Source organism: Hwangdonia seohaensis (genome assembly GCF_031932625.1).
Classification (GTDB): Bacteria; Bacteroidota; Bacteroidia; order Flavobacteriales; family Flavobacteriaceae; genus Hwangdonia; species Hwangdonia seohaensis.
Genome location: NZ_JAVSCK010000002.1, coordinates 225,661 through 252,531 on the forward strand (window position 1 = coordinate 225,661; position 26,871 = coordinate 252,531).

At 35.4% G+C, this 26,871-nt stretch carries 21 protein-coding genes; 5 read left to right on the forward strand and 16 right to left on the reverse strand.

Going from position 1 to position 26,871, the window contains the following annotated elements; translation table 11 throughout:
• Positions 1-24 precede the first annotated feature (24 nt).
• The 4 genes from deoD to clpB form a co-directional block, all read right to left on the reverse strand.
• Positions 25-723 carry a purine-nucleoside phosphorylase gene (deoD, locus tag RNZ47_RS06330; RefSeq protein ID WP_311937912.1) on the reverse strand — a complete coding sequence of 233 codons (699 nt, stop codon included), beginning with the start codon at positions 721-723 and terminating at the stop codon, positions 25-27.
• 42 nt (positions 724-765) lie between these two features.
• A complete protein-coding gene (deoC, locus tag RNZ47_RS06335) occupies positions 766-1,434 on the reverse strand; it encodes a deoxyribose-phosphate aldolase (RefSeq protein ID WP_311937913.1) in 669 nt (222 codons plus the stop codon).
• A 221-nt stretch (positions 1,435-1,655) separates the two neighbouring features.
• Complete coding sequence (deoC, locus tag RNZ47_RS06340) at positions 1,656-2,393, reverse strand: deoxyribose-phosphate aldolase (RefSeq protein WP_311937915.1); 738 nt, start codon at positions 2,391-2,393, stop codon at positions 1,656-1,658.
• Positions 2,394-2,807: 414 nt separating this feature from the next.
• Positions 2,808-5,414, reverse strand: a complete 2,607-nt coding sequence (clpB, locus tag RNZ47_RS06345) for an ATP-dependent chaperone ClpB (RefSeq protein WP_311937917.1) — start codon at positions 5,412-5,414, stop codon at positions 2,808-2,810.
• A gap of 296 nt (positions 5,415-5,710) precedes the next feature.
• Here clpB and ytxJ point away from each other — a divergent pair, with 296 nt between their 5' ends.
• Entirely contained in the window at positions 5,711-6,100 is a 390-nt protein-coding gene (gene ytxJ, locus RNZ47_RS06350; RefSeq protein WP_311937919.1) for a bacillithiol system redox-active protein YtxJ, read from the forward strand.
• 39 nt (positions 6,101-6,139) lie between these two features.
• Here ytxJ and RNZ47_RS06355 read toward each other — a convergent pair whose 3' ends face one another.
• Together RNZ47_RS06355 and fahA are read right to left on the reverse strand one after the other, a co-directional pair.
• Complete coding sequence (locus RNZ47_RS06355) at positions 6,140-7,318, reverse strand: outer membrane protein assembly factor BamD (RefSeq protein ID WP_311937921.1); 1,179 nt, start codon at positions 7,316-7,318, stop codon at positions 6,140-6,142.
• Between the two features lie 124 nt (positions 7,319-7,442).
• Positions 7,443-8,726: a fumarylacetoacetase gene (fahA, locus tag RNZ47_RS06360; RefSeq protein ID WP_311937922.1), complete on the reverse strand. Its 1,284-nt coding sequence runs from the start codon at positions 8,724-8,726 to the stop codon at positions 7,443-7,445.
• Between the two features lie 199 nt (positions 8,727-8,925).
• Between fahA and glyA the strand changes: the two genes are divergently transcribed.
• Positions 8,926-10,197, forward strand: a complete 1,272-nt coding sequence (glyA, locus tag RNZ47_RS06365) for a serine hydroxymethyltransferase (RefSeq protein ID WP_311937923.1) — start codon at positions 8,926-8,928, stop codon at positions 10,195-10,197.
• 415 nt (positions 10,198-10,612) lie between these two features.
• On the opposite strand, the gene RNZ47_RS06370 is transcribed toward glyA, so the two are convergent.
• The 10 genes from RNZ47_RS06370 to RNZ47_RS06415 form a co-directional block, all read right to left on the reverse strand.
• Positions 10,613-11,428 carry a hypothetical protein gene (locus RNZ47_RS06370; RefSeq protein WP_311937924.1) on the reverse strand — a complete coding sequence of 272 codons (816 nt, stop codon included), beginning with the start codon at positions 11,426-11,428 and terminating at the stop codon, positions 10,613-10,615.
• 152 nt (positions 11,429-11,580) lie between these two features.
• The gene (locus RNZ47_RS06375) at positions 11,581-12,225 is read right to left on the reverse strand and encodes a hypothetical protein (RefSeq protein ID WP_311937925.1); all 645 of its coding nucleotides are present in this window, start codon (positions 12,223-12,225) and stop codon (positions 11,581-11,583) included.
• A gap of 133 nt (positions 12,226-12,358) precedes the next feature.
• A complete protein-coding gene (locus RNZ47_RS06380) occupies positions 12,359-13,927 on the reverse strand; it encodes a hypothetical protein (RefSeq protein ID WP_311937926.1) in 1,569 nt (522 codons plus the stop codon).
• Positions 13,928-14,053: 126 nt separating this feature from the next.
• Positions 14,054-15,187: a patatin-like phospholipase family protein gene (locus RNZ47_RS06385; RefSeq protein WP_311937928.1), complete on the reverse strand. Its 1,134-nt coding sequence runs from the start codon at positions 15,185-15,187 to the stop codon at positions 14,054-14,056.
• Between the two features lie 78 nt (positions 15,188-15,265).
• Entirely contained in the window at positions 15,266-16,546 is a 1,281-nt protein-coding gene (locus RNZ47_RS06390; protein ID WP_311937930.1) for a tetratricopeptide repeat-containing protein, read from the reverse strand.
• 179 nt (positions 16,547-16,725) lie between these two features.
• Complete coding sequence (locus RNZ47_RS06395; RefSeq protein ID WP_311937932.1) at positions 16,726-17,361, reverse strand: glycoside hydrolase family 19 protein; 636 nt, start codon at positions 17,359-17,361, stop codon at positions 16,726-16,728.
• Positions 17,362-17,627: 266 nt separating this feature from the next.
• On the reverse strand, positions 17,628-20,930 hold the full coding sequence (locus RNZ47_RS06400; protein WP_311937934.1) for a hypothetical protein: 3,303 nt from the start codon (positions 20,928-20,930) through the stop codon (positions 17,628-17,630).
• Entirely contained in the window at positions 20,917-21,837 is a 921-nt protein-coding gene (locus RNZ47_RS06405; protein WP_311937936.1) for an AAA family ATPase, read from the reverse strand. Before RNZ47_RS06405 ends, RNZ47_RS06400 begins: the two co-directional genes overlap by 14 nt.
• On the reverse strand, positions 21,834-23,204 hold the full coding sequence (locus tag RNZ47_RS06410) for a TIR domain-containing protein (protein ID WP_311937938.1): 1,371 nt from the start codon (positions 23,202-23,204) through the stop codon (positions 21,834-21,836). Before RNZ47_RS06410 ends, RNZ47_RS06405 begins: the two co-directional genes overlap by 4 nt.
• A gap of 245 nt (positions 23,205-23,449) precedes the next feature.
• Positions 23,450-24,421, reverse strand: coding sequence for a toll/interleukin-1 receptor domain-containing protein (locus RNZ47_RS06415; RefSeq protein WP_311937940.1), 972 nt, complete (start codon positions 24,419-24,421; stop codon positions 23,450-23,452).
• Positions 24,422-25,443: 1,022 nt separating this feature from the next.
• On the opposite strand from RNZ47_RS06415, the gene RNZ47_RS06420 reads away from it, so the two are divergent.
• The 3 genes from RNZ47_RS06420 to RNZ47_RS06430 are packed head-to-tail and all read left to right on the forward strand — an operon-like array spanning position 25,444 to position 26,869.
• Complete coding sequence (locus tag RNZ47_RS06420; RefSeq protein WP_311937941.1) at positions 25,444-26,202, forward strand: hypothetical protein; 759 nt, start codon at positions 25,444-25,446, stop codon at positions 26,200-26,202.
• The gene (locus tag RNZ47_RS06425; RefSeq protein WP_311937942.1) at positions 26,202-26,600 is read left to right on the forward strand and encodes a DUF5675 family protein; all 399 of its coding nucleotides are present in this window, start codon (positions 26,202-26,204) and stop codon (positions 26,598-26,600) included. Before RNZ47_RS06420 ends, RNZ47_RS06425 begins: the two co-directional genes overlap by 1 nt.
• A gap of 26 nt (positions 26,601-26,626) precedes the next feature.
• Positions 26,627-26,869: a hypothetical protein gene (locus RNZ47_RS06430; RefSeq protein ID WP_311937944.1), complete on the forward strand. Its 243-nt coding sequence runs from the start codon at positions 26,627-26,629 to the stop codon at positions 26,867-26,869.
• Positions 26,870-26,871 lie beyond the last annotated feature (2 nt).

Genomic DNA, 26,871 nt, shown 5'->3' on the forward strand with positions numbered 1-26,871 from the left:
GCTCGGTTATGGTTAAAGTTGATGTTAAGCCAACTGCATCGCAATTTCAACCATTTCGGTAAACGTGGTTTCGCGCTCTTTACTTGATGTGCGTTCTCCGGTGACCAAAGAATCTGATATGGTTAAAATAGACAGCGCATTCACATTGTGTTTTGCGGCTATGGTGTATAAACCGGCGCTTTCCATTTCTACACAAAGCACACCGAATTTAGACCACTTTTTGTACGATTCAAAATCATCGGCGTAAAATTCATCCGAGGTAAAAACATTACCAGCTTTTATAAAAATTTGCTTTTCTTTAGCGGCTTCAACTGCTTTTTGAAACAATTCAAAATTGGCTGTGGGCGCGTAGTCTGCACCACCAAAACGCAATTCGTTAACCCCGGAATTTGACGATGCCGCCATGGCCAAAACAATATCCCGTATTTTAACATGCTTTTGATAGGAGCCTGCGCTACCAACCCTAATTAGGTTTTTAACGCCATATTCAGTAATAAGTTCGTGCGCATAAATGGATATTGAGGGCACGCCCATACCCGTACCCATTACCGAAATACGTTTGCCGTTATAAGTCCCCGTATAACCAAACATGTTTCTTACTTTATTAAAGCAAACTGGGTTTTCAAAAAAAGTTTCTGCAATCCATTTGGCGCGTAACGGATCGCCCGGGAGTAAAATTGTTTCAGCTATATCGCCTTTTTTGGCTTCAATATGTACACTCATTTATTTTAATTGAAAGTTGAAAATTTAATATTTAAACGTGATTTAATAATTGGTCTCTATCGTGGATTTTCCTGTAACTATGGCAATTCCAGAGGATGTGCCCAAGCGTTCTACGCCAAGACGTATGTATTCCAATGCTGTTTTGGTATCTTTTATTCCGCCAGAGGCTTTTATTTTTACCTGCTTATTTGCAACTTTTTGCATCAGTTTTACATCTTTTATGGTGGCGCCACCAGTTCCAAATCCGGTGGATGTTTTTATAAAATCAGCGCCGCTTTGTATGGCGAGTTCACTGGCTTTTATAATTTCCAGTTCTTCCAAATAACAGGTTTCTAAAATCACTTTTAAAACCTTTTGGGGCATTATTTTTTTTACGGCTTCAATATCTTTCCAAACCGCATCAAAATCTTTGCTTTTAAGAAATCCTAAATTAATAACCATATCAACTTCATCGGCACCGCTTTTTAATGCAGATTTGGCTTCGTCAACTTTTGCTTGCGTAGACATGCTTCCTAAAGGAAAGCCAATCACGCTGCAAACCTTTACATTGCTATTTTTTAACTGTGCTTTAGCTAAAGGCACATAGCAACTATTAACGCACACCGAGAAAAACTGATGCTCCTTAGCTTCGTTACAAAGCTTTATAATATCATTTTTAGTTGCCGTAGGTTTTAAAAGCGTGTGGTCTATGTAAGTGTTTAAAAGTTTCATGGTGTTGATAAAAGTAAGATTATTTTTTAAATAAAAAATAGATTCAAAACAAACAATTTAAGGTAGCAAGTTGCTTAAAAAATGATGTCTAAACTATGATTTAAGTCAGTTTTAGCAATATTAGTCGCACACTAATTGGGTCTTAAAAATAACTTGATGCAAAAAAAGCTAAACAAAACGTTTTGGTTTTGTTTAGCTTTTTTAATTGATTTGAATTAGTCTTAAATTTTCTCAACGACACTTTCAGCTGCTAAAGCGTCTTCCGTTTTAAATGTTTTAATGTACTGTTTAAATATTTTAGAATTTCTTTTGGCGCGCTTGTTGTCAAAGAGTTCTACACCGTAATTAATACCAACGATGTTTGCACCGGATTCCAGATATTTTACTGCGGTTTCGTGATCTTCAATCCCATCAAAAGCGATAATTTTAATCTGGTTTCTAACTGTTTTTTTAATAATTTTTACAGTAGTAAGTGTGGCTCCATTTTTTGAAAAACCACTTGATGTTTTTATGAAATCTATTTTGGCATCCAAACAGATTTCACAAATTCTTATGACTTCATTTTTATTTAATTCCGAAATCTCTATAATCACTTTTAATGGCGTGTCTCCAATGGCCAACTTTACATCGGTAATGTCTTTTAAAACCGAAACATAATTTTTGCTTTTAAGTAAGCCTTGGTTAATTACCATTTCAATTTCATCGGCGCCATCGTGTAGGGCTTGTTTTGCTTCGTAAACTTTTGATGCTGTTGCCATAGCTCCTAACGGGAAACCAATGGGCGTACTTACTTTAATATCCGTTTTACTTAGTAATTCTTTAGCTAAACTTATATAATAACTGTTTATATTAACAGCGCGGAAGTTGTTTTTTTGTGCGGCTAAACATAATTCTATAACATCTCTTTCAGTGGCTGACGGATGTAGTAACGAGTATTCTATATAATTGTCAATTTGCATTGAATAAGTAGGTTTTAATTGTTTTTCTTTGTGTTGACAAACAGCATTTCGTATCGTATTTTATATAATCTTTTAACTAATAACCGTGTAAAAGTAGGATTTTAAAACGCATTTTTTGGAATTTTAACAAGTTTTTAATTAACAATACATTGTTAGTAAGTTAAACGGTAATTTTCGTTTTATATTTTTTAAGTTGATTTATTGGTGTTTCAAATAAATTTGATTACTGTCTAATGCGAACAATATGAGGGGATTGCTATATAAATAAAAAAAGTGTTTGTGAATTTTCCAATTGCTATTTATTAAAAGGAAAAGCAACAATCCTCTTGTAAAAGATTCATGTTGCTTTTCAACTAACCAACCAATTATATAGACTGTTTAAAAACCATTTTGTTACAAACGATTGTTTTTAGTCTATAATTCTTCAGTAATTAAACTGCTTTGATTTCTAAAAACCAATTCATCATCAAAGGCATCGAGTAGAATAATACTATCAGTTGTTACTTTTCCTGCTAATATTTCTTTACTCAAAGCGTTTAAAACTTCTTTTTGAATCACACGTTTTACGGGTCTTGCACCATATTCCGGATTGTAACCTTTGTTTGCTAAATACGCAATAGCTTCTGGCGTTGCATCAAAAGTAATGCCTTGTTGTGCTATAGTTTTAGTCACGTTTTTTAGCTGCATACCTACAATGGCTACAATGTTTTCTTTACTTAACGGCGTAAACATAATGGTGTCGTCAATTCTGTTTAAAAACTCCGGACGTACACTTTGTTTCAATAAACCTAAAACATCAATTTTGGCTGCTTCAACGGCAGAATCTAAGTCTTTTGTAGCTTCAAAACGCTCTTGAATTAAATGACTTCCAATATTTGAGGTCATAATAATAATCGTGTTTTTAAAGTCCGCTACACGACCTTTATTATCCGTTAAATGCCCTTCATCAAGCACTTGCAATAAGATGTTAAAGGTGTCTGGATGTGCTTTTTCAATTTCATCCAACAAAACAACCGAATAGGGTTTTCTACGAACAGCCTCGGTTAATTGACCGCCTTCATCATAACCTACATATCCCGGAGGCGCTCCAACCAATCTGCTTACCGCATGTCGTTCTTGGTATTCGCTCATGTCAATTCTGGTCATGGCGCTTTCATCATCAAACAAATATTCGGCTAAAGCCTTTGCGAGCTCTGTTTTACCAACGCCGGTGGTTCCTAAAAACAAGAATGTTCCAATAGGTTTTTTCGGGTTTTGTAAGCCTGCACGACTTCTGCGAACAGCATCACTTACGGCAACAATGGCCTCTTCTTGCCCAACCACGCGCTTGTGTAGTTCATCTTCTAATTTTAAAAGTTTTTCACGTTCGCTTTGTAGCATTTTGGTAACCGGAATTCCGGTCCATTTGGCAACTACTTCGGCAATATCATCATAGGTTACTTCTTCCTTAATTAAAGAGGTTTCAGACTGCGCCTCCAGCTGCTTTTGAAATACTTCGAGTTGCTCTTGGGCTTCCTTAATTTTTCCGTAACGCAATTCGGCTACTTTGCCGTAATCGCCATCACGCTCTGCACGTTCCGCTTCCAGTTTGAAGTTTTCAATGTCCTGTTTTGTGTTTTGGATATTATCAACCACTTCCTTTTCGCTTTTCCATTTCGCATTGATTTCGTTGCGCTCTTCTTTTAAGTTTGCCAAATCCGATCGGAGCGATTTTAATTTCGCCTCGTCTTTTTCACGTTTAATGGCCTCAATTTCAATTTCCAGCTGCATGATTTTTCTATCCAAAACATCCAGTTCTTCGGGTTTTGAGTTGATTTCCATACGTAATTTTGAAGCCGATTCATCCATTAAATCAATGGCTTTATCTGGTAAAAAACGATTGGTAATGTAGCGTTGCGACAATTCAACGGCGCCAATAATAGCCTCGTCTTTAATACGTACTTTATGGTGCGTTTCGTACTTTTCCTTGATGCCTCTTAAAATTGAAATGGCACTTTCGGTATCGGGCTCATCCACCATAACTTTTTGAAAACGACGCTCTAAAGCTTTGTCTTTTTCAAAGTACTTTTGATACTCATCTAAGGTGGTTGCGCCAATAGCGCGCAGTTCCCCACGGGCCAAAGCGGGCTTTAAAATATTGGCGGCATCCATAGCGCCCTGTCCGCCACCGGCACCAACAAGCGTGTGGATTTCGTCGATAAACAATACAATATCGCCATCGCTGGTTGTAACTTCCTTAATTACGGCTTTTAAGCGTTCTTCAAACTCACCTTTATATTTTGCGCCAGCAATTAGGGCACCCATATCTAAGGCAAAAATTTGTTTGTCCTTTAGGTTTTCCGGAATATCGCCATCAATAATTCTGTGTGCTAAACCTTCGGCAATAGCGGTTTTGCCCGTTCCTGGTTCACCCACTAAAATGGGATTGTTTTTGGTACGGCGCGATAAAATTTGAAGAATACGGCGTATTTCTTCGTCGCGACCAATTACAGGATCCAACTTACCGTCTTTGGCCAATTGGTTTAAATTTTTTGCATATTTATTAAGGGCGTTGTATGTTTCCTCCTGACTTTGCGAGGTTACATTTTCGCCTTTGCGCAATTCTTGAATACTGGCACTAAGCGTTTTTTCTGTTACGCCTTGGTCTTTTAGCATTTGCGCTATTTTGCTGTTCGATTTAAAAACCGCCAAAATTAAATGCTCGATGGAAACAAAATCATCCTTCATTTTTTTAGCAATAATAGACGCTTCGTTTAGCGATTTCCCAGCTTCGCGCGATAACATTAATTCGCTACCCGTAACTTTGGGGAAGCTTTCCAATTGCTTGTCTAAAGCTTGTTGCAGGATATTAATGTTAACATTCAGTTTTTTTAAAATGAATGGCAATACGTTTTCATCAACTTCAAAAATGCCTTTGAAAATGTGCTCGTTTTCTATTTGTTGATGCCCGAAACCCTGAGCAATTTGCTGTGCTTGCTGAATGGCTTCTTGGGATTTTATAGTATAATTATTTAAGTTCATATAAAATTTAATTTTTCATTCCTTTAAAGAGGACATGTTATTATTGTTTTCTTTCTAAAAAAGTAAAAATCTACTATATTATTTTATTTTTACAATAGCACTAAGTCAATAACCTTACCAATGCTATTTGAGCGACAAAATGTCTTGATAGACCTTTGTTCTAATGACTTTTAGTCAGTTTGTAAGATTTAAAATAAGTTTCGACTTAGGAGAGTAATGGATGTGTTTCTGCTTTAAAAGGAACAGTAAAAATGAGATTCCCTCCATTGAGGGTATGAAAATATAATATAGAAATTATGGGATTATTGAATAAATTATTTCGTGGCGATAACGAAGCAAAAGAAGACAAGGTTTTGCCTTGGATTCCTTTAAATGAATTGACTCAGTTAGACAGTATTAAAAATCAATCGGATACCAAAACCCAGGTTATTTTTAAACACTCTACACGCTGCGGTATCAGCAGAATGGTAATGAAGCAATTTGTTGATGCTTATAATTTTACTGAAAAAGACTTTGATTTGTATTATTTGGATTTGCTGAATTACCGTGAGGTTTCTAACGAAGTTGGATATAAATTTCAGGTGCTGCACGAATCCCCGCAGCTTTTGGTAATTAAAAATGGTGCGGTGGTGTCGCATGCCTCCCATGGCGCGATTAACGCTTTGGATTTGAATCGATTTATTTAAACAAAAACACCTCCCAAAAGTTGAGAGGTTTTAAATTGATTATCTAATCGTATAAGAATTTATAATATCCTTGAGTTTGTATTTTAAATCTTCGCCAGTGTCGTAAACCATTTGCTCGTTACTTGGGAATGGCACACGCCTGTTGTCCAACAATAATCTATCCTCTTTGTTTAACGCACGTTTATCGCCTCTTGAGCGTGCGAAATAATGTTCGAAAACAAATTCGCTATCAATGGTAAAGGTATCTAACGGTTGCTTTGATGCCAAATCTAAATACACTACGTCTGCAATAACTTGAGACGACTTGGTTTGAAGCGTTTCCAATAAACGGCATTTTACCCTAATAATTTTATCAACTTTTATATCGTTGCCCAAGGTGTCTTTTACCACATTTCCAGCGCTGTCTAATTGATATTCCCAACCATCTTTAACGTCCTTTTCCCGTAAAAACTCACGTTCCTTAATGCGTTCCGGCGAAATATTAATACGCTTTAAATTGAGGTGCATGGCGTAATCGTATGTAACATCATTTATTTTATTGGCATGATAAACACTCCAAAATTTATTTAATCCGTAAGTATCAAAATTCAACAAATCCTCTTCTAATCGTGTTGGGATTATTTGTTGTGTTTCATTGTTAATGGAAACCAAAATATAGTTGGTGCCTCTTTGGTGGGCTTCATCTAACAGTTCACGCGTGTTTTCGTAATTCGGACTTATTCTGTCTAAATAATCAAGCGTTTGGTAAGCTTCCCTAATCGCAAGTTTGTCATCAGATTCTAAAAGTTTTATGCCTTTTTCATATAAATAATCTGAAAGATTTTTTCGGGACTCAATAATGGCATTGCTATAATTATTAAAGTCAAACGGAATATCTTTGCCGTTTACCTGCAGTGGTAAAATGGGTTTGATAACTTCCTGCCTTGCATTCAAATCCAAATAACGCTCGTAAATCTCCCGATACAATTCTGGGTTATTATCTTTTTTAAGATGGTTTATGGTGTTTAAATCCCTGTCTTCAGCCTTGTAATAGGCGTCTTGTAGCATTAAAACTACGTCGCGTTTACGCTTGGAGTCTTTATTTGTTCGTAGGGTTTTAAGCGCTGTGTTTATGGCCTGATCGTAATTACCGGTATTTACAGCTTTTTCAACTTCTTTTTTTGCACTACAGGCAATACATAATGAAAGTGTAAGGATGATGAGTAGAAATCTTTTCATAGGTTATCATTTTAGGTTATTTGGGATACTATTCAATAGTGGTGCCAAAATACTAAAACTATAGATTAAATACTAATAAATCCGTTAAAACGTAAAATTTAGATATATTTCAGTAAGATTAGTCTTATTTTTTAAAATAAACCGGAAGCAATTTAGTTGAAACCTCGCCAAAGCCAATACGTGTACCATCCTTCTCGCAATGCCCGCGCATAATTACGGTGTCGTTGTCATTTATAAACTTGCGCTGTGTACCGTTATTTAGTTTAATGGGTTTTTCGCCACGCCATGACAGTTCTAACATGGAACCGTAAGAATCTGGTGTTGGCCCAGAAATGGTACCACTTCCCATCATATCACCGGAGTTTATGGGGCATCCATTTATGGTATGATGCGCCAGTTGCTGCGACATGTTCCAATACATATATTTAAAATTCGATTTGCTAACCACGGTTTCTTTAGCACCATTTGGCTGGATGGAAACCTCCAGATTAATATCGTAGCTCTTTTTGCCTTTGTATTGCAAGTATTCCAATTGCGGTTTTAACGGTTTTGGACCATTGACCCTAAACGGCTCCAAAGCATCCAATGTAACTATCCAAGGTGAAATGGAAGATGCAAAACTCTTCGCTAAAAACGGACCCAATGGCACGTATTCCCATTTTTGAATATCGCGTGCGCTCCAATCGTTAAATAAAACCAATCCGAAAATATATTCTTCGGCTTCGTTTACAGGAATAGATTCACCTAAATCGTTGGCATCGGTGGTGATAAAAGCCATTTCCAACTCAAAATCCACTAATTTACTCGGACCAAAAACGGGCTCTGTAGCACCGTTCGGAAGGGTTTGCCCCTGTGGCCTGTGTATCGGGATTCCGGATGGAATAATGGACGAACTTCTGCCATGGTATCCCACAGGAATATGCAACCAATTTGGCATCAACGCATTCTCCGGGTCTCTAAACATGGTGCCCACATTTGTAGCGTGCTCGATGCTTGAATAAAAATCGGTGTAATCGCCAATTTGAACCGGTAATTGCATTTCAATTTCATCCAAACGAAACAATACAATTTCCTTATGCTTTACATTGTTTTTTAACGCGGTGTTTTCGGCATCAAAAATTTCGGCAATTCTATTTCTAACAGCGCGCCAAGTTTTTCTGCCATCGGCAATAAAATCATTTAAGGTATCTTGAAGAAAAATATCATCGGTTAGCGCAATGCCATCAAAATAGCCCAATTGATGCAAAGCCCCAAGGTCTATGGCGGTATCGCCAATGCGCGTGCCTATGGTAATAATGTCATCGCGCGTTAAAAATACACCGAACGGAATGTTCTGAATGGGGAAATCTGAGTTTTTATCGACGTGTAACCACGAAGCTCTATCTGGATTGTTGGCTGATATTTGCATACCTTATGTATTAGATGTTATTTTAATTCGTATCAAACCTACATAATTTTTTTATTTATTTAATTATAAATGCCTAAAAATAGATTTATTTTAATCGTTAATAAATCGGTTTAAAACTTAGGCGTAAAAATATATATTTTGATGTATTTGAATAATCTATTTGTTATTTTTGCGCAACATTTAACTACAATTAAAATTTATGCAACGCGACGAACAAATTTTTGAACTTATTCAAGCTGAAAAAGAACGCCAATTACAAGGCTTAGAACTTATTGCATCAGAGAATTTTGTAAGCGACCAGGTTATGGAAGCTGCAGGCTCTGTATTAACCAATAAATATGCCGAAGGCTATCCGGGAAAGCGTTATTACGGCGGTTGCGAAGTGGTTGATGAAGTAGAGCAAATAGCTATTGATAGGGCCAAAGCCTTATTTGGTGCAGCTTATGTAAATGTGCAACCACACTCTGGAAGTCAGGCAAATACGGCTGTTTTTGCGGCATGCTTGAAACCGGGTGATAAAATTTTAGGTTTCGATTTGTCCCATGGCGGACACTTAACCCACGGGTCGCCAGTAAATTTTTCGGGTAAATTGTACAATCCGTCGTTTTATGGCGTAGAGCAGGAGACCGGTGTTTTAAATTACGATAAAATTCAAGAAGTTGCCACAAAAGAGCAACCAAAACTAATAATTGCAGGTGCTTCGGCCTATTCGCGCGATATGGATTTTAAGCGTTTTAGAGAGATTGCCGATAGTGTAGGCGCTATTTTAATGGCCGATATTGCGCATCCAGCGGGATTAATAGCCAAAGGTATTTTAAACGATCCGTTGCCGCATTGCCATATTGTAACCACAACAACGCATAAAACCTTGCGTGGCCCAAGAGGCGGTATGATTATGATGGGACAGGATTTTGATAACCCATTCGGTATCACGCTTAAAAACGGAAATCTGCGTAAAATGTCGTCGCTGTTGGATTCTGCGGTATTTCCAGGAAATCAAGGCGGCCCATTAGAGCATATTATAGCCGCTAAAGCCATTGCTTTTGGGGAAGCTTTGACCGACGATTTTTTACACTATCAACTGCAAGTTAAAGAAAATGCCAACGCTATGGCCAACGCCTTGGTAGCAAAAGATTACAATATTATTTCCGGCGGCACCGATAACCACTGTATGTTGATTGATTTGCGCAATAAAGATATTTCCGGTAAAGCAGCCGAACAAGCCTTGGTAAAAGCCGATATTACGGTAAATAAAAACATGGTGCCTTTTGATGATAAATCGCCTTTTGTAACCTCGGGCATCCGAATTGGTACAGCGGCCGTTACCACCCGTGGTTTAAAAGAAGATGACATGCCAGTGATTGTTGATTTGATTGATGAAGTAATTAACAACCACGAAAACGAAGCCGTTTTAGAAACGGTAAAAGAAAAAGTAAATGCCATGATGAAAGGCAAACCTTTGTTTGTGTAGTATCGTCATGATGAACTTGTTTCGGCATGACATCATCACATGGAAATATAATGAGCACCTGAAACTAGTTTAGGTTGACTAAAAAATCCTGCGGTAAGCGGGATTTTTTGTTTGGGCGTTTTAACACGCTTTACTCATTGGTATTTATAGAAAATTTTGGAAATCGTGAATATAAATATTTCTCTACTTAATCTTTTTAAAACCTTCATTGCGAAGAAGCTACCGACGTGGCAATCTGTTAATCTTTACCTTAAAACATAATTATAAGTTAGCTAAGTTTTATAAAGGATTTCAAACATTTAGCCTGCGGTGAGCGCAGTCGAACCGTTCAATGGTTAACGCAGTATCCGTTATGTTTTGTGATTTTAGGTATGAAGTTGGTGCTCGTTTGTAACGCGTGCTAGCGGTGGGTCCGTTATTTATTAGTTCCTTCAAGCGTTTTCTGTAGTTCCGTGTTGATTTTTTCGTCCACGATGTCTGTTAGTTTACCACTTTCAAAATCGTATTTTTTAATTAAAGTCGGTTCATTATAATCCTCGAATTTTCCATCGTTGTTTTTATCTACTCCAAAGAGAATAGTCAAATTCTTTTCGTTATTAAGAAACTTATATTCGAAAATATCCATTCCCACAATTTCTACCTTTTTCAATTTTCGTTTTCCTAATGAATAAATATAAAGCGCTTTAAAGTCCAAAAGGTTAATTACTCCGTCCTTATATGTGTCTTTTTCGGAAACACTCATTAAAAGGTAAATATCGTCTTCAAAATATTCGGCTTCCATTTGGCTAAAATTTACTCTCTTATCAAAGAGTTTGTTATTAGTTCCTTCTTTTGAATTATAAACAATTACATTATTGAATGCTCCATAATATTGTCTTGAATATCTTCCATCGCCCATTTCGTAATTTGAAGTGGATTTTGTTAAGTTTAAAAGCCCAGATATGTCTTCTTGTTCATACAGAGTTTTGTGGGAAACTGGAATGATGTATATAGAATTAAGCGTATCAATCAAGCGTGGATTTTCATATGAAATTACTTGCTCTCGTTTATTTTCTTTTTGTAGTTCCTCAATTTTTTCATCCGATAAAATTCCCGTTTCTATATCATCGTCAAATCGTCTATGTTCCATTATTGTTATTGATATAAAAGCCATTAAAGCAACCATCAAAAAAATTACTCCTACTGTTCCTAAAACAGCGAGAAGTCGTTGGTTATATTTCTCAATTTTCATTTAGTTATCTGTTTTTTCATTGTGCCCAATGGTTACGTATTAGAATAGTGCGTTGTTTGTGCGCGAGGATTTTCCGAAGGAAAATCAGATGCAAACAAACAAGTACTAACTTTTGATTTAGGAATAAACTTACGCATTATTTTTATACAATGTTACCACACGTTTTCTTTTATTCCCATTAATTTTCTCATTACCAAATTATATCTAAACATTATTCTCATTCTGTTTTGGCTCGTTTCAATGAGTAAATAACTATACTTTACGTTATAAATTTTGGCTATTTGTTTTCGCCTTTCAGTTATTTCGTCTTTAGGCCAGTCATAAAGAATTAAAAGAATTTCCTTTTTACCATTTCGAAAATTTAATTCAGCTTGATTTTCGTTGTATTTATTGTAAAATTCAGGTTCGACAATTGAATCTCGGTGAATCGCCAATTTTTTGTCAGAAATTCGAAGTTTTAGGGTATCCTTAATGTTGTTAAAATCAAATTTAAATTGTTCGTTAAAAACTGGCGAATGTTCATTGACTATAATTCGGAGAGAATCTTTCAATAAAACTCTAATTTTAAAAACTCCAGTTGAGTCAGTAATAAATTTGATAATACTATCTCCTTGAATTAACTGAACTTTGCTTTTTCGTTTATTCAGATTTTTGGTATATAGGTCTTTAGTGTCCCTAAATAACACAAATTCCGTTGCTTCCGATTTATAAAATTCTACCTTACCAATAATTTCTTTTTGAGCGTAAAGGTTTTGCTGGAAAGCTAGAATGGTCAATATAAAAACTAATTTTTTCAAATGTGTGATAACTCCTTATATAACAACTTTTATTGCTAAAATCCCATAAATAAGCCAGGATAAAGTAAGTTTTGTGTTTCAGTTATTACGTAAATATAACTAATTTTTCTTACAGAAATAAATAAAAAAAGTACTAATCATCCTCAGGAAATGTAATATGCTGATACGCACCCAAATCTGGAGAAACCGTTCGGTTTACATTTAAAATATCAGTGGGCACTTGACTTGAAAACGTGGGGTTGCCCTTATTTATGGCTGCCGATTCGGCACCAATAATTAATTGGTTTAATGCAGTGTCCTTGAAATTGGGGTCTTCGTTAAAAATAGTGTTTTCGTATAGACTGGTGTTTTCCAAATTATAATTTTCTCCCGTAAAATTGTTGTTGTTATCTTCAAAACGGATTAAACAATTGGTGAATTTAAAATTGAAAGCTACCGACGCTTCTTCAATTTCATCTAATAAAATCTCGGGATTATCATTGCCGTAAATAATACAATTATTAAAATTGGCTTCGATTAAATCGGCTAGAATCGCGTTGTTATCTTCATCCGTTACAAAATTATTGAGTAAAACGGAAGGGAATTGCCTAAAGCCGTTACTCCAATAATTGGCAATGGTGCAATGCGTAAAATTGTAGGCACCGCCCAAGGTTCCGGCAAACGAGGATTGCCCCGAATTGTTAATTACCACGTTTTCGGCACTTATTGAGGTGTTGCGCCCCAGCATGCCAAAATTGCTGGAATTGTAAATTTGAGAGTTGGTTATTTTTAGCTTTTCGGTAGCTTCATTCGCATTGCCATCGCTTAAAATCCCAACGGTTGCATTTTTAATTGTCGTGTAGTTTATGGTGTTGTTTATGCTACCGTCCAACAGCCAAATAGTGCCCCATTGCCCTGGCGTATCGGAGAAATTGGGTTCTAAGCGGTCGCCTTCAAAAACAACTTCATTTTCCAATACATCGGGGTCGTCGCTAAAAGCGCCAGTCACATTAATAGTTGCGCCATTGGACACAATAATACCGGAGTTTGAATGGAAATGCAATCGCGCACCGGCATTAACGGTTAAGGTTTCGCCGTTTGGTACGGCGGCAAACCCGTAGATAACATAAGGTTTTTCGTTGGTAAAAGTGAGTTCGGTGGGCAGTAATTCGCGACCTTGTAATTCGGTTTCAATTAATTCGCCGCCAATATCCAATGTTAGAGTTTCAATAACCTTTGTAGTGTTATCTCTGTCTGGATAAATAAAAATGGCATCCCGCACCAAGGTGACCAACTCCACTTTTTGAAGATTTGAACCGGCATCAAACTCAATTTGATCGGTGTAAAGATAAGTCCCATCGGGGTTCGAAAAATTATTGATATCAATGGTAGTTTCAACAAAAATAAATAGGCTGTCGTTTGCCAAAACCTGAATGTTATCGAAGCTTTTGCCTGCAATCCCATCAACATTCAATCTGTAATTAGACGCCGCACCTCGCGCCAAACCCACAGAGGGAATTGCAATATCGTCGTTACTTTTATTATACACTTTTAGGTTATACGTACTTGAGCCAATATTGGTGAAAACGGTATCCAAATAAATGGTGTCTTTAGAAAATTGTAGGCTTCCTGTGCTTGGTGAGAACTCAAAATCCTTTCGGCAAGAACTCCAAAGCATTAAAAAACAAATGGTACATATAAAATAAAGGATACGGCGTTTCATAAATGGGATTGAATAATATAAATAACGACAAAAATAATTAAATATGCATTAGACCGCATCGTTTAATGAAATTTGTTTGGTGAAGCGTAATAATCGTATCAATTTATAACATAATCACCAATAAACTTAATCAAAATGGGCTTTTAAAACACTACTTGATGCAGCAACTCCAATATCGTAAAGTTCTTGTCTGTTTTCGGCATTGCTCATTTCAATTAAGCTTTCCACATCTTTTGCACTGAATGTTTTTCCTAATCCTAAACCATTTAAGTCATTTTCGGTAATTGGAAAGTTATATCTCAAATATTTAATTAGCGCCTTACCGCCCATAAAATCATCTTGTAACGACTCAATTTCCATATCTATATAATGTGCCGTAGGGGAGTTGGAGAGCCATTGTAAAACAATTTGGTTTTGCCAACTGGCATCTTGCATCAACATATCGGGAACATTTTGCGCCCATGTTTTTAACCAAGCTTCCTCAATTTCACTGGTTTGTTTTTTGAAAACACTATAACCGGTGCCTACGGAAACCACGGTTAATTTATCTTCGCCCATATCCCATTTAAAAGGAAAGCCTTTTAAGGTTGCAACCATTAACAATGTGAGTGCCGGATTGTTGGCCATACTAACGCCGCCATCAACAAACGCAGCGCGTTGCCCATCGCCAACATCAATCATTTGTGGAGCAAAATAGGTAGGGGCGGCACTACTTGCTCTTACGGCTTGCCAAAGTGGAATGTTTTTATTCTTACCTATTTTAGTGTCGTAAAATTTACCTTTTGGATGATTGATGATGGGCCACACGCTATTGGTATCGGCTCTTTTGGCAACAATACAAAGCCCGGTTTTAATTTGATCGCTTCCTAAGGTTATGTCGCCAAATGCGTTTTTCAAGCTTTGTTCCAATGCTTTGTAATCGTAGCCTGCTTTTAAAAACTTCCATGTTTCCAAAGGGTTCCAAAAACTTCTTTTATTGCCGAATATTTTTCCGCCTAAATCCATGTAAAGGCTTACTATTTCATCAACCGATTTTCCAATCGCCAATGCCCCAGCAATGATTGAGCCCGTTGAGGTGCCTCCAATGAGGTCGAAATGGTCACAGAGCAGATAGTCGTTTCCATGTTTTTCGCGTAAAATGGTTTCGATTTTTTTTAAATAGCCAAGTGTTAAGGCGCCCCTAATTCCTCCACCATCTAATGAAAGGATGTTTTTTGAACCTGAATTTGGGTCTAGGTGTTCTTGGAATGTTTTTTTCATTTTATTGATTTATTGGTTGGTTATTTTTTTGCAATGTCTATAATGGCTCCAGTTGCTATGGCAGATTATGGCGGTGTCTTATTTAAAATTAATGTTTAAATCTTTAATTTTCTCTTTTTGTTCGGAGTAAGCACTCATAGCAAAGGTGTCGTTTTTTGCTTTGGCCATGTCTTGTGATTTTTTTTCGTAATTCGTCATTAAATCGTCAAGACCTTTGTAATGATAAGCCTCGGCAATGGTAAGTAAAATCCAAATGGCATCTTCTTTTGTAGAAAAATCTGGTTCCTTTTCTAAATTCAAAGCAATTTCCAAAACCGTATTTCTGATATAATCGGCTTTTAATTTTAAATCCTCCCAAGGCTTATGTTGGGATTTTAATAAATCGGTTTTTTTGTAAAGCATGAATGCGGCATTGATACCGTTGTAATAATCTTGTTTTAATTGAAATCCTTTTTCATACGAAACAATGGCATTTTCCAAATAATTGAGGTCGCCGGTTAATTCATATAACCGTTTATTTATGGCGCCTGTTAACCCTAAAACCTCAAGATCGTTACTTTGTAACGGTTGCAATTCCTCTAAAATAATTTTTGCATTAACCAAGGCTTCCAGCTCGTTTGGTTGTTTGGATTTATAGGTACATAAAGCTTGTCGCGAAACAATAAATGCGAGATTGTCTTTTAAAGTCATGTTTTTTTCGGCATAGGTTTTTGCCTCACCGAATAATTTGAGAGCTTTGGAAAAGTCTTTTGTTTTTTTTGCTTCTTCGGCCTTATCCAACAGACTTGCAAAGGATTCGGGGTTTTGTTCGTTTTGGGATGCATCTTCGGTTATGTTCATTTCTAAAGCTTTGAGTTCGTTTTCTAAAAAAGTAAATACGGGGCTATCATTTAATTTTGGTTCTTGATTGAGGACACCTTTTATTATATTGGTTAAGTGCGCTCTAAACCTTTCAACTTCTTTATAGGGAATACCTTGATCTGAATGGGTGTATTGGTGTATCACAAAATGACCGACATCAAAGGGGATACTGCCCATTTGTTCTTGTTCGCAAATCATGATGGTGTGATTTGGTCTTAGAGCGTGCCTAACTCCAAGCTCCCACATTACATTGGCATTTAGCGTTGAGATATCCACCAGGGCAATGTCTGCGTTTTTAATTTCCTGAAGCATCAATTTGTCGATACTTCCAGAAAGGTTTTTATCGATGGCTCTATAACACGAAATGTTCAAGGCATCAAAAACAGGTTTTATGAGTAGGGTATAGGTTTCATCCAAATCCAGCACCCTCATTTTTCCGTTGGCGTAACTGGTTTTTTTTCCAAAACCGATGATGACGAAACATGTTAAATCTTCCATACTCTTAAATTTGATTTTAAGGTTGTTTGCAGGTTGGTTTTAAGATTTGGACAGGGGAGTTTTTGAGATTTACTAATTTAGTGAAAAAAGGATTATGGTTTAAACTCGGGTTAACATTAATTTAAAAGCCGATAAAGTATATGAAATACTACCGCAATTTATTTCTGTTTACGAGTTAATCAACCTTTATCAGCTTCCAAAACCTCATAAAGTCGCTTAAAAGAATCGAGATACTGTTGACGATGTAGTAGGCCATTAGTGCCCCCGTTAATTCGTTTGGTAACCATATGGATGTCGTCGTCATCGGCGTATCTGTTAAGATTGTTTTTTTTCCAAAACCAACAGGCAGAAGTAAGGGCCAATTCTGGATTTAGAATCAAATCAGGGTTGTTTACGCAATCGACACCATGGTCGTGAGCAAATTTTTGATAGTTGTTTTTCCCCGTAAGTTGTATTAAACCACGTCCTCTATATTTCCAACCATCGCCACTGGCCTCATCACCATTGCCCATCCTATTCCCATAAACTCTATTTGCAATTTTTTCAGGTTTGCGCGCGTAGGCTTCTGCTATTTCGTTTGTTTTAAAATACTTTCCAAATACACTCCTTAAAGCTTTCGCCGAATAGTTTAGGTTTTCCTGATTATACTTAAGTCCACCACTTTCGTGCGCAAGTTGAGACAGAAAATGTGCCTTTCTGAGCGGTGTATCTATACCAAAGTTGGGCAATACTGTATTTACATGCGGTAGGTAAAATTCCGCTTTTTTCCAGTTCATGTCGGGGATGATGCTCTGCATTTGGTTGGTGGTTATCATGATTGTTGTATTTAGTTGGTTTTGAAGTTGTTATAAAGGTACAGAATTTTCTCATCATTTAAAGCGTATTGTCAATTTTAAATTTAGTAAGTTTATTATAAGAAATAATTAGGTCAATCTTCAATTAAAATTTTAATGTAAAGGTTTGAAAGATGACCAATTAATTTCTGAATTCTTATTGGTCAAAAAAAACCATCAGCGTATGCGATATTGATTTTTATCTGGGTGGTTTCTCTAGTTTTTTTATTAAGAATTTTGTTTACTGTTTACATATTTAAACTGTATGCCTCTCTTAGCTTTTTATGGGATTTTATCTTGTAAATGATGAAAAGCACACCAATTAATGTTATTAACATTACTAAAATTGTAGGGTTGAGATCAAAATCTTCATATATAATAGCTGATAGTATAGTTAAACTTACCCAGTAAACAAATAACTCAATGGCATGAATATTATGTTTTCTAATTCTAAAGATTAGGAAAATCAGCAATGTTAATAGGCTGGTTACAAAAACTGAAATGGTTTTAGAATCAAAGTCCGTAGAATCTATTAAACCAAAAATTATTGATAGCATAATCATTATCATGTAAATGCTCGATTCGTATCCTAGGTTTTTGTGTTTTAACCATTTGTTTAAAAAAATACCACAGGTTAAAACAAAAGCTATTAGTAGCAGGATTTCACTTTTAAATTCTTCGTACATTATTAAAAGGGAAGTGCATATTCCAATCCAAAAAACAGAAAAACTAGAGTCGCTGATAAACTGGCGTATGTTCCATTTTCTAGCAATTATAAATAGTAAAACAATAAAAAATAGGTTATAAAAAACGAATCCTTCTCTCCATGTGTCTAAAGAATAAATCATTGATACCGTGTAGCATATTGAAAAATATATGCCAATTTCAGTTTTACTAAAGGATTTAATTCTTCTAAATCGAACAATCCAAAATAGTATTGAGCCAATAATAATTAATATAAATGCCAGTAATACAGCATCACTTTCATTATGGCCATTTATGATATTAGGCAGGGAAACCAAAAACATTATAACTAAAAGTAAGGAAAAGAAAAGCCAATACATGGAAACGGCGGCTCCTGTAATCCCTTTTTTAACTTGATTTCTAATTAATAGAATTGTTAGAATAAACGCTATGATTAAATAGTTGAAAAAGCTATTGTCTTCTTTGTTTTTTGTGTTATTCACTATCGTAAAAAAGGATGTGTTTGTTAAGATAAATGCGTACATATAACCGATGGATAGGAACAACCAATAAAAAGCGACTTCAAAGCTATTAAGGAGGCTTCTTTTTCGCATAAATCTATAAAAGGCAAATCCGTAAAGAATGGTTGAAATTGTTATTCCAATGGTTTCTAATTGTTTATCGTCTTCAATTGCTCGATATATATAATCTGATAAAAAGTAAACACCAATAAAGGATAGGGATAAAAATAAAATGGCCCTTGCAAATGTTTTTTTCCAACCTACACCCTTAAATATATTTTGAAGTTCTTCAGGAAGGATAAAGTCTAAGGCAGATGTACTTTTATTGGGCTGGATAGCTTTTATTTCGGTATAATGACCAAAATCCGTATGGCTTTCCATGTCCTTAATTTCTCTACGGATAATTTTTTTCTTTTCATTGGATATATCCCTTATGAGCAATTCATTGACCAACAAATTGAGTTTATACTCATCAAAAGCATGGGTGTTTTTCTTTGGCGGGTTTTTCCGCATTTGCTCCACAATCTTTTTTCTTACCTCATCCTTTGTGGCATCGTCTAGTTGGGCTGTTAATTGCTCGCGATATTCTAGCGGGATAAAACCATTGTTAAAACATGGGATTTTTAAAAGCGATAACAGGTTTTGTTGCGATATAATAGATTTTCCAGGAAACATAACATCGCCCAAATACAGGGTAAGGTCCCAGAAAAGTTGCGGATAGACAGCGCAGATGCACAGCCACTTAAAAACATCGGGCGTTAATTGATAGCTTAAATGCCTAATGCCCAGATTTACATCATCAGGCAATTCAATTCCGGTACTGGCATGCTCAAATTTCCAAGCGCCTAATTGTGTCGATTTTATTTTTTCGAAGGTATCAATAAGTTCAATTAAGCCCGATGAGCTTGCAGGTAAAATGATAAAAGATTGGGATAGTATTTTTTCTCTATAATCCCAATCTGATGTTGGGCGCGGGGTAAGAATGGCAACATCAGACCAGTTATTCATGCCTAGCGCATATTTTTTTATGGCACCTTTGGTAATATCGAGCATTTCATGCCCCATTCCAAAAATAAGAACCCGATGTTTGGGAAATAGCTTTATCAAGTCCTCTAAACTATAATGCTTTTTATTTTGTGATTCACTCCAAAACATGAGCATATTATCTTGGTAAAAAAACTGATCTATATGAATGTCACTTTCAGAAAACTCATTTGCCAAAAAGGAAAAAAAACTGGCTTGATGGCTTTGTAAGGACGATTTATCTATTAAAGCAATATATTCAGAGGGTTTCGATCGGGGCTTATAAGTAAGCTCTAAGAGCCCGCCATGGTTAAGGGTTTCCTTAATGGTACGGTTAATGTCAAAATCCAATTCATCGCCAATTACGCGTTTTCGAAGATGGTGTGCCGTTTGGTATATTTCGTTGTCCCAAATTATTTTAGGTTTATGGTTTAAATTAAATTGCCAAACATAGGGTGGTTTTTTGCCTTGTTCCAATTCGGCAATAAAAGATTGGTTTTGCGATTTATGGTATTCATTTAAAAAGAAAATAAGAATTAAAATAAGTGTTAAATAGATTTCAACGTCGGGTTTTTCAATGTTAATATCTTGTAAGATTTTTGAAGTGTTATTATAATCATAAGAAATAACATTGTTTTTTAACTTAATTATTCTTCTACTTAAAGCTTGGTTATTTTCAAAATCTAATCTTGAATAATAGATAAGATTATCAAGTGTGTAATAGCTTTCCTTTATCTTTCCGATTTTAAATTCTTTTTCAGCTTTTTCAATTGTTTTTTTTGCTTCTGAAAATTTTTCAGTATTTAACTCACGACTTTTTAGCAGATCTGTAAAGGTTTCGTTTATTTCTTCCTTTTTTTGGTTTACTACTTTTTTTTCTGAGATTTCAGGGTCAGGTAGAATAGGTTTAATTAAATAAATATAGCCAATGCCCAATCCAATTAAAACAACTACTGAAAGGACCAACACAACTATAAATTTTTTTCTTTTATTTGAACGTATCTTTTTCTTTCTTTTATCAATATTATTTATAACCTTATTTTTAGGTTTTTGCTTATCGATATTAGCTTTTTTTTCTACGGCACCAAAATAGGTGTCAAAAACAGCGTAAAACTTTTCTTGTTCTTCTGGGGTTTTGGACAAAAGCGGGCCAATAATGTATTTTAGATCCCCGAAAGCAGTTGTGTTGAAATCTATGCGCTGTAAAAGCTTGTAAATATTCAGGTATTGGCCTGTACTCAACTCATAACCTTCTGTTTTCAGAAATTCTAAAAATCGCCAAAGGGGAGCAGTTGTATTTTCTTTTTGCCTATAAGTTGCCATTAACAAACTTTTGTTTAAGGTCTTTAAAGTCATCACTGGTTTTGGCTAAAACAGAATAGCTAATTAATAAAAGTTCTTTTTGTTCTTCGGAAAGCTTATCAAACTCATTAATGTTTTCCAGTTTTTTAAAGTTTAATTGTTCCAAGATTTGCAACCAAGAAAGCAGTTCGGCTGTGGCAGGTTTTTTCCTTTTTATAAACTTTTGGCGTAGGGTTAGAAAGTGTTTTATTAATTGCTCAAGTTCGGTATTGTTAAAGAATTCAGAAGTTAATCGGGCATCAAGAATAGCCAACAGTTCGTCCGAGCTGGGAAATGGTAAATGATAAAATATACAACGTCTTAAAAAGGCATCCGGAAGGTTCTTTTCAGAATTGCTGGTCATTATAACTATAGGTCGGTTTTTGTGTTCGGACTCGAAAAAAGCCCCGGTTTCTGCTACCTCAAAAGAGAGGCTTTCAATTTCGTTTAATATATCGTTAGGAAGGTCTCTAGGGGCTTTATCAATCTCATCGATTAGCACAACCTTTCTGGATTTAGACTTAATCGCGGCACCCAATGCACCCTCTCTAATAAAGGTATTGATGTCCAGATTTTGTTTGGTTTGAACCGACCTAAAATGCGATAAAGCATCATAAGTGTAGAATAAGTCTCTTGATGTAGAAGTGGTTTTTGTTCTAAACACCAAAGGTTTGCCTAAGTTTAATTCATGCGCAATACTGTATGCCAAATGCGATTTTCCTGTACCGGGTTCTCCTGTTAGTAAAAGTGGTTGCCCAAGCGAGATAGCTACATTCACAGCATTAATAAGTCCCTTTGAAGGAATATAATTTTGTGGTGCATTTATGAAATTGTCTGGCTCAAAAGTGCCCAATTTTGACTCTCCTTTGTAAATATTAAAGTTTTTCATCGTGTTATTTCATTTTCTTTGTTTAAAAAATGGTCTATTATTTTGTGTAAATGCGGTTCTATTTCAGACATGGTACGTTTTTTATCTTCGGGACCAAAAACCTTTACCATGGTATTTTTAACGGTTTCTGAGTTTCTGTAAAATTTGCTAAACCATGCTTGTAGCTCAATGTTATCAACGGATTCTAACTCATCCATTTTGCAGAATATTTGAGAAACCTCGTCTTTGGTATCAAAAATTTCACAAGAATCTACACTTTTTACTATTTTATTGATAAGCTTACTTTTTTTAGATGTAATAGAGTGAAATAGGTTCCTTTTGTGGTTAAAGATTAAACAGAAGAAAAACACTATTTTCGTGTCTGTAGCACACTTTATATTGGTTTGAAAAAAATCATTCAGCAACCAGTTTACAAAATCTGCTCCATGATTGGTTTTAAAACAGTCGTGGCTATAAACCTTAAATTTTAGAACTAAATATTTAAACGGTTTTATAGCGTTAAGGTTAATGATTTCATGGCTGCAAAAATTATTTTTAAGTTTTTCGCCGGCCTCCAATTGTATGTTTCTTTCAAGAATTCTCCTAAACTTGTTAATTGAGCCTTTAAGTGTATTTCCGAATTTAAAGGTTGGATAATGTGCTTCTTTAATGGTTATGCTTTTAATGCTTTCGTTTGCATAATCGCTAAGAACCTCTAAGTAAATACGGTAAAAAAAAGAATCGACTTGCTGATTCTCATCACCGCAAATAAAACTGAATTGAAGAAGTGATTTATGGCTAGAATCATAAAAATGTTCTTTGAATGTTTCCCCTTGTTTTGTTCTGTTACAATCAAATTTATAGCTTTCCAATATAGGAGTGTTGGTATCTGGTTCAGACAATATGTTCGATAAACTCTTATTATAGACAACATTTGAAACTTGTTTTTTCCTATTGTCAAAAACCTTTGTGAGTCCTATGGCCACATCGGTGAACGCTTCATCAGTAGTACCCCAACTCATTACTGGTTTACCTTTGGTCGGGAGGCATTCTATTGAACCAAATTGTTCTTGTTCCCATAAGCACGGTCTCAGTATTACGGGAATAACCAATGCAGGGTCGTTTTCATCATCGTGTCTACTTAACGCCGTTTTTAATTCTATATCATTGCAATATTCTGAAGCAATAAAATCGGGGCTTATTAGAAGTAATATTATATCGGCCTCAGTTAAATATTTATCAATTTCTTTTCCCCATTTCTGACCTGGTATAATTTTGCGGTCATGCCAAAGGTCTATAATGTTTCTCCTTTTAAAGCCAGCTAGTTGCTTTAACAATTCATCTTTTAACTTCTCGTCTTGATGAGAATAAGAAATAAATACTTTCATCTTATAAAAATGCTTATGCGATATAATTTATGGAGAAAAAGGGCGTATTTATTATTAAATTAGAACTTTACATTTTTTTGTTTTTGAAGATACCTCCTTTTATTGATATTGGTTTATTATTAAAAAAGTAAATTCAATAAAAAATTCGATATTGATAAGTTAACACAACTTTGCTAAAGTTAAAAAAATGAATTTAGTTATATTGGTTCCTGACGTATGCCGAAAAATGGGGGGGGGTAGTTAAGTTAATTTGTTTTGGCAAACGCGTCCACCTTACCCTCGGATTTAGACATTAAAACACGCCCACTAAAAAAAGTAGGATCATCGTCAATAGACTTTGCGGTATATCCCTGCCAATTACCAATTAAAGTATCACCACCTGCGCCTTGCGGTTTCATCAGGCAAGTTCCACAAATTGGTATTTCGCCCTCGCTCCAATAACTCAATGCGATTTTTCTGTCTGGAGAGACAATGCCTTCCATAGGATATTTCATGCCTTCTGTTCCGTGTTTTTGGGAGTAGCCCACAAAACGGATTCTGTTAGCTGTGGTCCAAGCATAAAGCTCATCTTTTTCAAAAACCTCTTCAGATCCGTCCTCATTTATTTGGGTCCATTTGGCAAACCAATTGCCTTCAAATTTACTGGCGTTTTCAGAATTATGGAACTGGTCGCGAAAAAGGCTTCTAAAATAAAGATCGTTTTTTTCAGCCTTAACCTTTTCAATGTATACCTGAATGAAACCATCCCACAATTTAATATTCTCTTCGGATATGTTTGCTTCTGTGCTGGTTGATAGAATATCGTAACAGCATTTTCGCATAGATTCCAAATTTTCACCTATATAAGATTGTTGATTGCGATAAACGGAATGAAGGCTTTCTTGACCCATAAAATACAGGATTGGCGTAACTTTTTTAGCTCTTCCAATCGACATTCCACTTTCGTAGGCCAACCACGGTTTGTCATTGGAATCGGGAGTTACAATGGCAATTGTTAAAACGGCGTCTTCAATTTCCTTTTCAAGTCGTGTCCGCCATTCTCCAAGTTCCATACCACCTCCTGGTTTTAAATTGCTAGAAAAAAAAATATCTATCTTGGGTAAATTTGCTATGCTACAAATAGTTTCTAACAATTCCCTTAAATTATCCGCTAGTCGTGAATCTTCATGTGCGTGACTTAGAAAAACTTTAGATTCGTGAATATCCTGAGCATTCATCTGTTTGGTTTTTTAGATTTCGATGACTAAATTGTTGGTTTCAATGTATTAAGATAAGAAATTTTTTAAATACGCAGACCATGAAACTGTATTATGCCTTATATATTGATTGATTATTGGAAAACACCCTTTACAATTTTTAATTTATCAATTGAATAAAAGATACGGTCTTAAGGTGATATTATAAGATATTAATGAAAATATAAAAAGCCCATAAACATGATGTTTATGGGCTTTTAGTGGAATTTGACATATTCCTAGCGGAGAAAGAGGGATTTAACTCCTCTTTATATGCTTTTGTAAATCAGTATGTTATAATTTTTTCATCAATTAAGGTAACCGATTTGGACTCCTTTTTTTACGTACTAAATATCACTAAATTGTGTATTGTAAAAATAGTGAATTAAGTCAATAAAAACAATGGTTTTTAGATATAGAACACTAAAATTTGAACTAGTTTTAGTAGGGTGTAGATTGTTTTTATTGATGAATTATCTCCTCAATTATCAAATGGATTTACTATCCTAAAATCAAGTGAGAGACTTGTTCATATTTTATGCCAGCATAAGCACAAAACTCATCAATGGTTAAGAACTCATTGGAGGTTTTATTGAGTTCTTCTTTAATTTTCCGTACGAGTCTAACACTTTGACGATAACTCTTTCCTGTGATTAGCTGAACGTCTTTTGGATAGATGCATACTCTTTGCATGTCATTTTTCATATACTATCTATACTTTTGATTAGGCTTTGATATACATTAACTTACTATATGATTCTACTTTAAACCTGATTAAAAGTACTATTTTTTTATTGATTTCCTTTTTTAGAAAGATACCTCAACTTTTTTCCCTCTCTAGAGGTTATTTATGTTGTTTTCTGTCATCTGTAGCAGATAGTGACATATGGAATCGCTCTTGCTTTTATTATTGATTTAGTCAAGTGATATTTGATTTAAAATCTATCGAGTTTGTTGCAACACCTTAAAGATTTAAACGGATTGTTTAACTAAATATTTAAATTATGGCAAGACAAAAAGGCATAATTAAATTAAAAGGTACTATTGGAGATATTACCTTTTACAAAACCCAAGATGGACATTTAGCGCGCGAAAAGGGTGGTGTTGATGCACAACGTATTGCTACGGATCCTGCATTTCAGAGAACGCGTGAAAATGGGTCGGAGTTTGGTAGAGCAGGGAAAGCAGGTAAAATTTTAAGGACTGCATTACGTCCATTGCTTTTAAATTCTGCGGATAGCAGAATGGTAAGCAGATTAACCCAGTCTATGGTAAAAGTGATTCAAGCGGATACTACTAGTGAGCGTGGATTACGAAACGTGATTGATGGTGAAGCTGAATTATTGTTTGGATTTGAATTTAATATTCGAGGGAAATTAGGGACTAGTTTGTTTGCTCCATTTACCGCTACGATTGATCGTGTGACTGGTACTTTGGATGCTGATTTGGCTTCTTTTATTCCATCTAATATGATTGCAGCTCCAAGTGGTACTACGCATTTTAAAATGGTTTCTGGTGGTGCTGAAGTAGATTTTGAAGCAGAAACTTTTGTTGTTGCTACTTCAGAAACAGCCATTTTACCATGGGATACTACTGCAACTGCAGCAATCAATTTGAGTAATGCTGTTACTGCTAACAGTACTAGTCCTTTGTTTTTAGCACTGGGGATTGAATTTTATCAAGAGATTAATGGCCAAATGTATCCGCTTAAAAATGGCGCTTATAATCCATTATCTATTGTAAAAGTAGATAGTGGTGTATAATGCTATTGGTATTACATAGAATCTATTTCCCTGAAGGTACACTAGGATTGTTGCAAAACGATGGATCAACTATTTGTTACACTATTGAATTGCCCTGGTTAAATAACAAACGTATGGTGTCTTGTATTCCTGAAGGGAAGTACATTCTAAAAAAGCGATATAGCAATAAGTTTGGTTGGCATATTCATCTCATTGATGTTCCAGGAAGAGACTTTATATTAATTCATCCTGCAAATAATGCCAAAAAAGACCTATTAGGTTGTATTGCACCAGTATCTAATTGCACAGGAATAGGTAAGGGTAATTATTCAAGAAAAGCACTCAAAAAATTGACTGATTTGGTTTTTCCAAAGTTAGACAAGAATACGGAAGTGGAATTGTTAATTACCTCTATTTAAAATGTTTCATCTTTAAATTATAAGTTATGAATTTAACAGAACGAGCTAAAGCTCCCACACCTAAATTTTTTAGAGTTTTGAGGACCATTGGATTATCATTATTAGCGGTTAGCGGTAGTATTATTGCTGCTCCTATTGCCTTACCTGCAAGCATTGTAACCATCGCTGGTTATGTAGCGGTTGCAGGGGGTGTTTTATCAGCTGTGAGTCAGGTTACCGTTGATGATCAGGCTAAAAAACAGCCGCAAATAAATGATCAAGTAAATTAGAA

Coding starts and splice junctions, on each gene's coding strand:
- deoD (WP_311937912.1), bottom strand. CDS start 723: ATGAGTGTACATATTGAAGCCAAAAAAGGCGATATAGCTGAAACAATT.
- deoC (WP_311937913.1), bottom strand. CDS start 1,434: ATGAAACTTTTAAACACTTACATAGACCACACGCTTTTAAAACCTACG.
- deoC (WP_311937915.1), bottom strand. CDS start 2,393: ATGCAAATTGACAATTATATAGAATACTCGTTACTACATCCGTCAGCC.
- clpB (WP_311937917.1), bottom strand. CDS start 5,414: ATGAACTTAAATAATTATACTATAAAATCCCAAGAAGCCATTCAGCAA.
- ytxJ (WP_311937919.1), top strand. CDS start 5,711: ATGGGATTATTGAATAAATTATTTCGTGGCGATAACGAAGCAAAAGAA.
- RNZ47_RS06355 (WP_311937921.1), bottom strand. CDS start 7,318: ATGAAAAGATTTCTACTCATCATCCTTACACTTTCATTATGTATTGCC.
- fahA (WP_311937922.1), bottom strand. CDS start 8,726: ATGCAAATATCAGCCAACAATCCAGATAGAGCTTCGTGGTTACACGTC.
- glyA (WP_311937923.1), top strand. CDS start 8,926: ATGCAACGCGACGAACAAATTTTTGAACTTATTCAAGCTGAAAAAGAA.
- RNZ47_RS06370 (WP_311937924.1), bottom strand. CDS start 11,428: ATGAAAATTGAGAAATATAACCAACGACTTCTCGCTGTTTTAGGAACA.
- RNZ47_RS06380 (WP_311937926.1), bottom strand. CDS start 13,927: ATGAAACGCCGTATCCTTTATTTTATATGTACCATTTGTTTTTTAATG.
- RNZ47_RS06385 (WP_311937928.1), bottom strand. CDS start 15,187: ATGAAAAAAACATTCCAAGAACACCTAGACCCAAATTCAGGTTCAAAA.
- RNZ47_RS06390 (WP_311937930.1), bottom strand. CDS start 16,546: ATGGAAGATTTAACATGTTTCGTCATCATCGGTTTTGGAAAAAAAACC.
- RNZ47_RS06395 (WP_311937932.1), bottom strand. CDS start 17,361: ATGATAACCACCAACCAAATGCAGAGCATCATCCCCGACATGAACTGG.
- RNZ47_RS06400 (WP_311937934.1), bottom strand. CDS start 20,930: ATGGCAACTTATAGGCAAAAAGAAAATACAACTGCTCCCCTTTGGCGA.
- RNZ47_RS06405 (WP_311937936.1), bottom strand. CDS start 21,837: ATGAAAAACTTTAATATTTACAAAGGAGAGTCAAAATTGGGCACTTTT.
- RNZ47_RS06410 (WP_311937938.1), bottom strand. CDS start 23,204: ATGAAAGTATTTATTTCTTATTCTCATCAAGACGAGAAGTTAAAAGAT.
- RNZ47_RS06415 (WP_311937940.1), bottom strand. CDS start 24,421: ATGAATGCTCAGGATATTCACGAATCTAAAGTTTTTCTAAGTCACGCA.
- RNZ47_RS06420 (WP_311937941.1), top strand. CDS start 25,444: ATGGCAAGACAAAAAGGCATAATTAAATTAAAAGGTACTATTGGAGAT.
- RNZ47_RS06425 (WP_311937942.1), top strand. CDS start 26,202: ATGCTATTGGTATTACATAGAATCTATTTCCCTGAAGGTACACTAGGA.
- RNZ47_RS06430 (WP_311937944.1), top strand. CDS start 26,627: ATGAATTTAACAGAACGAGCTAAAGCTCCCACACCTAAATTTTTTAGA.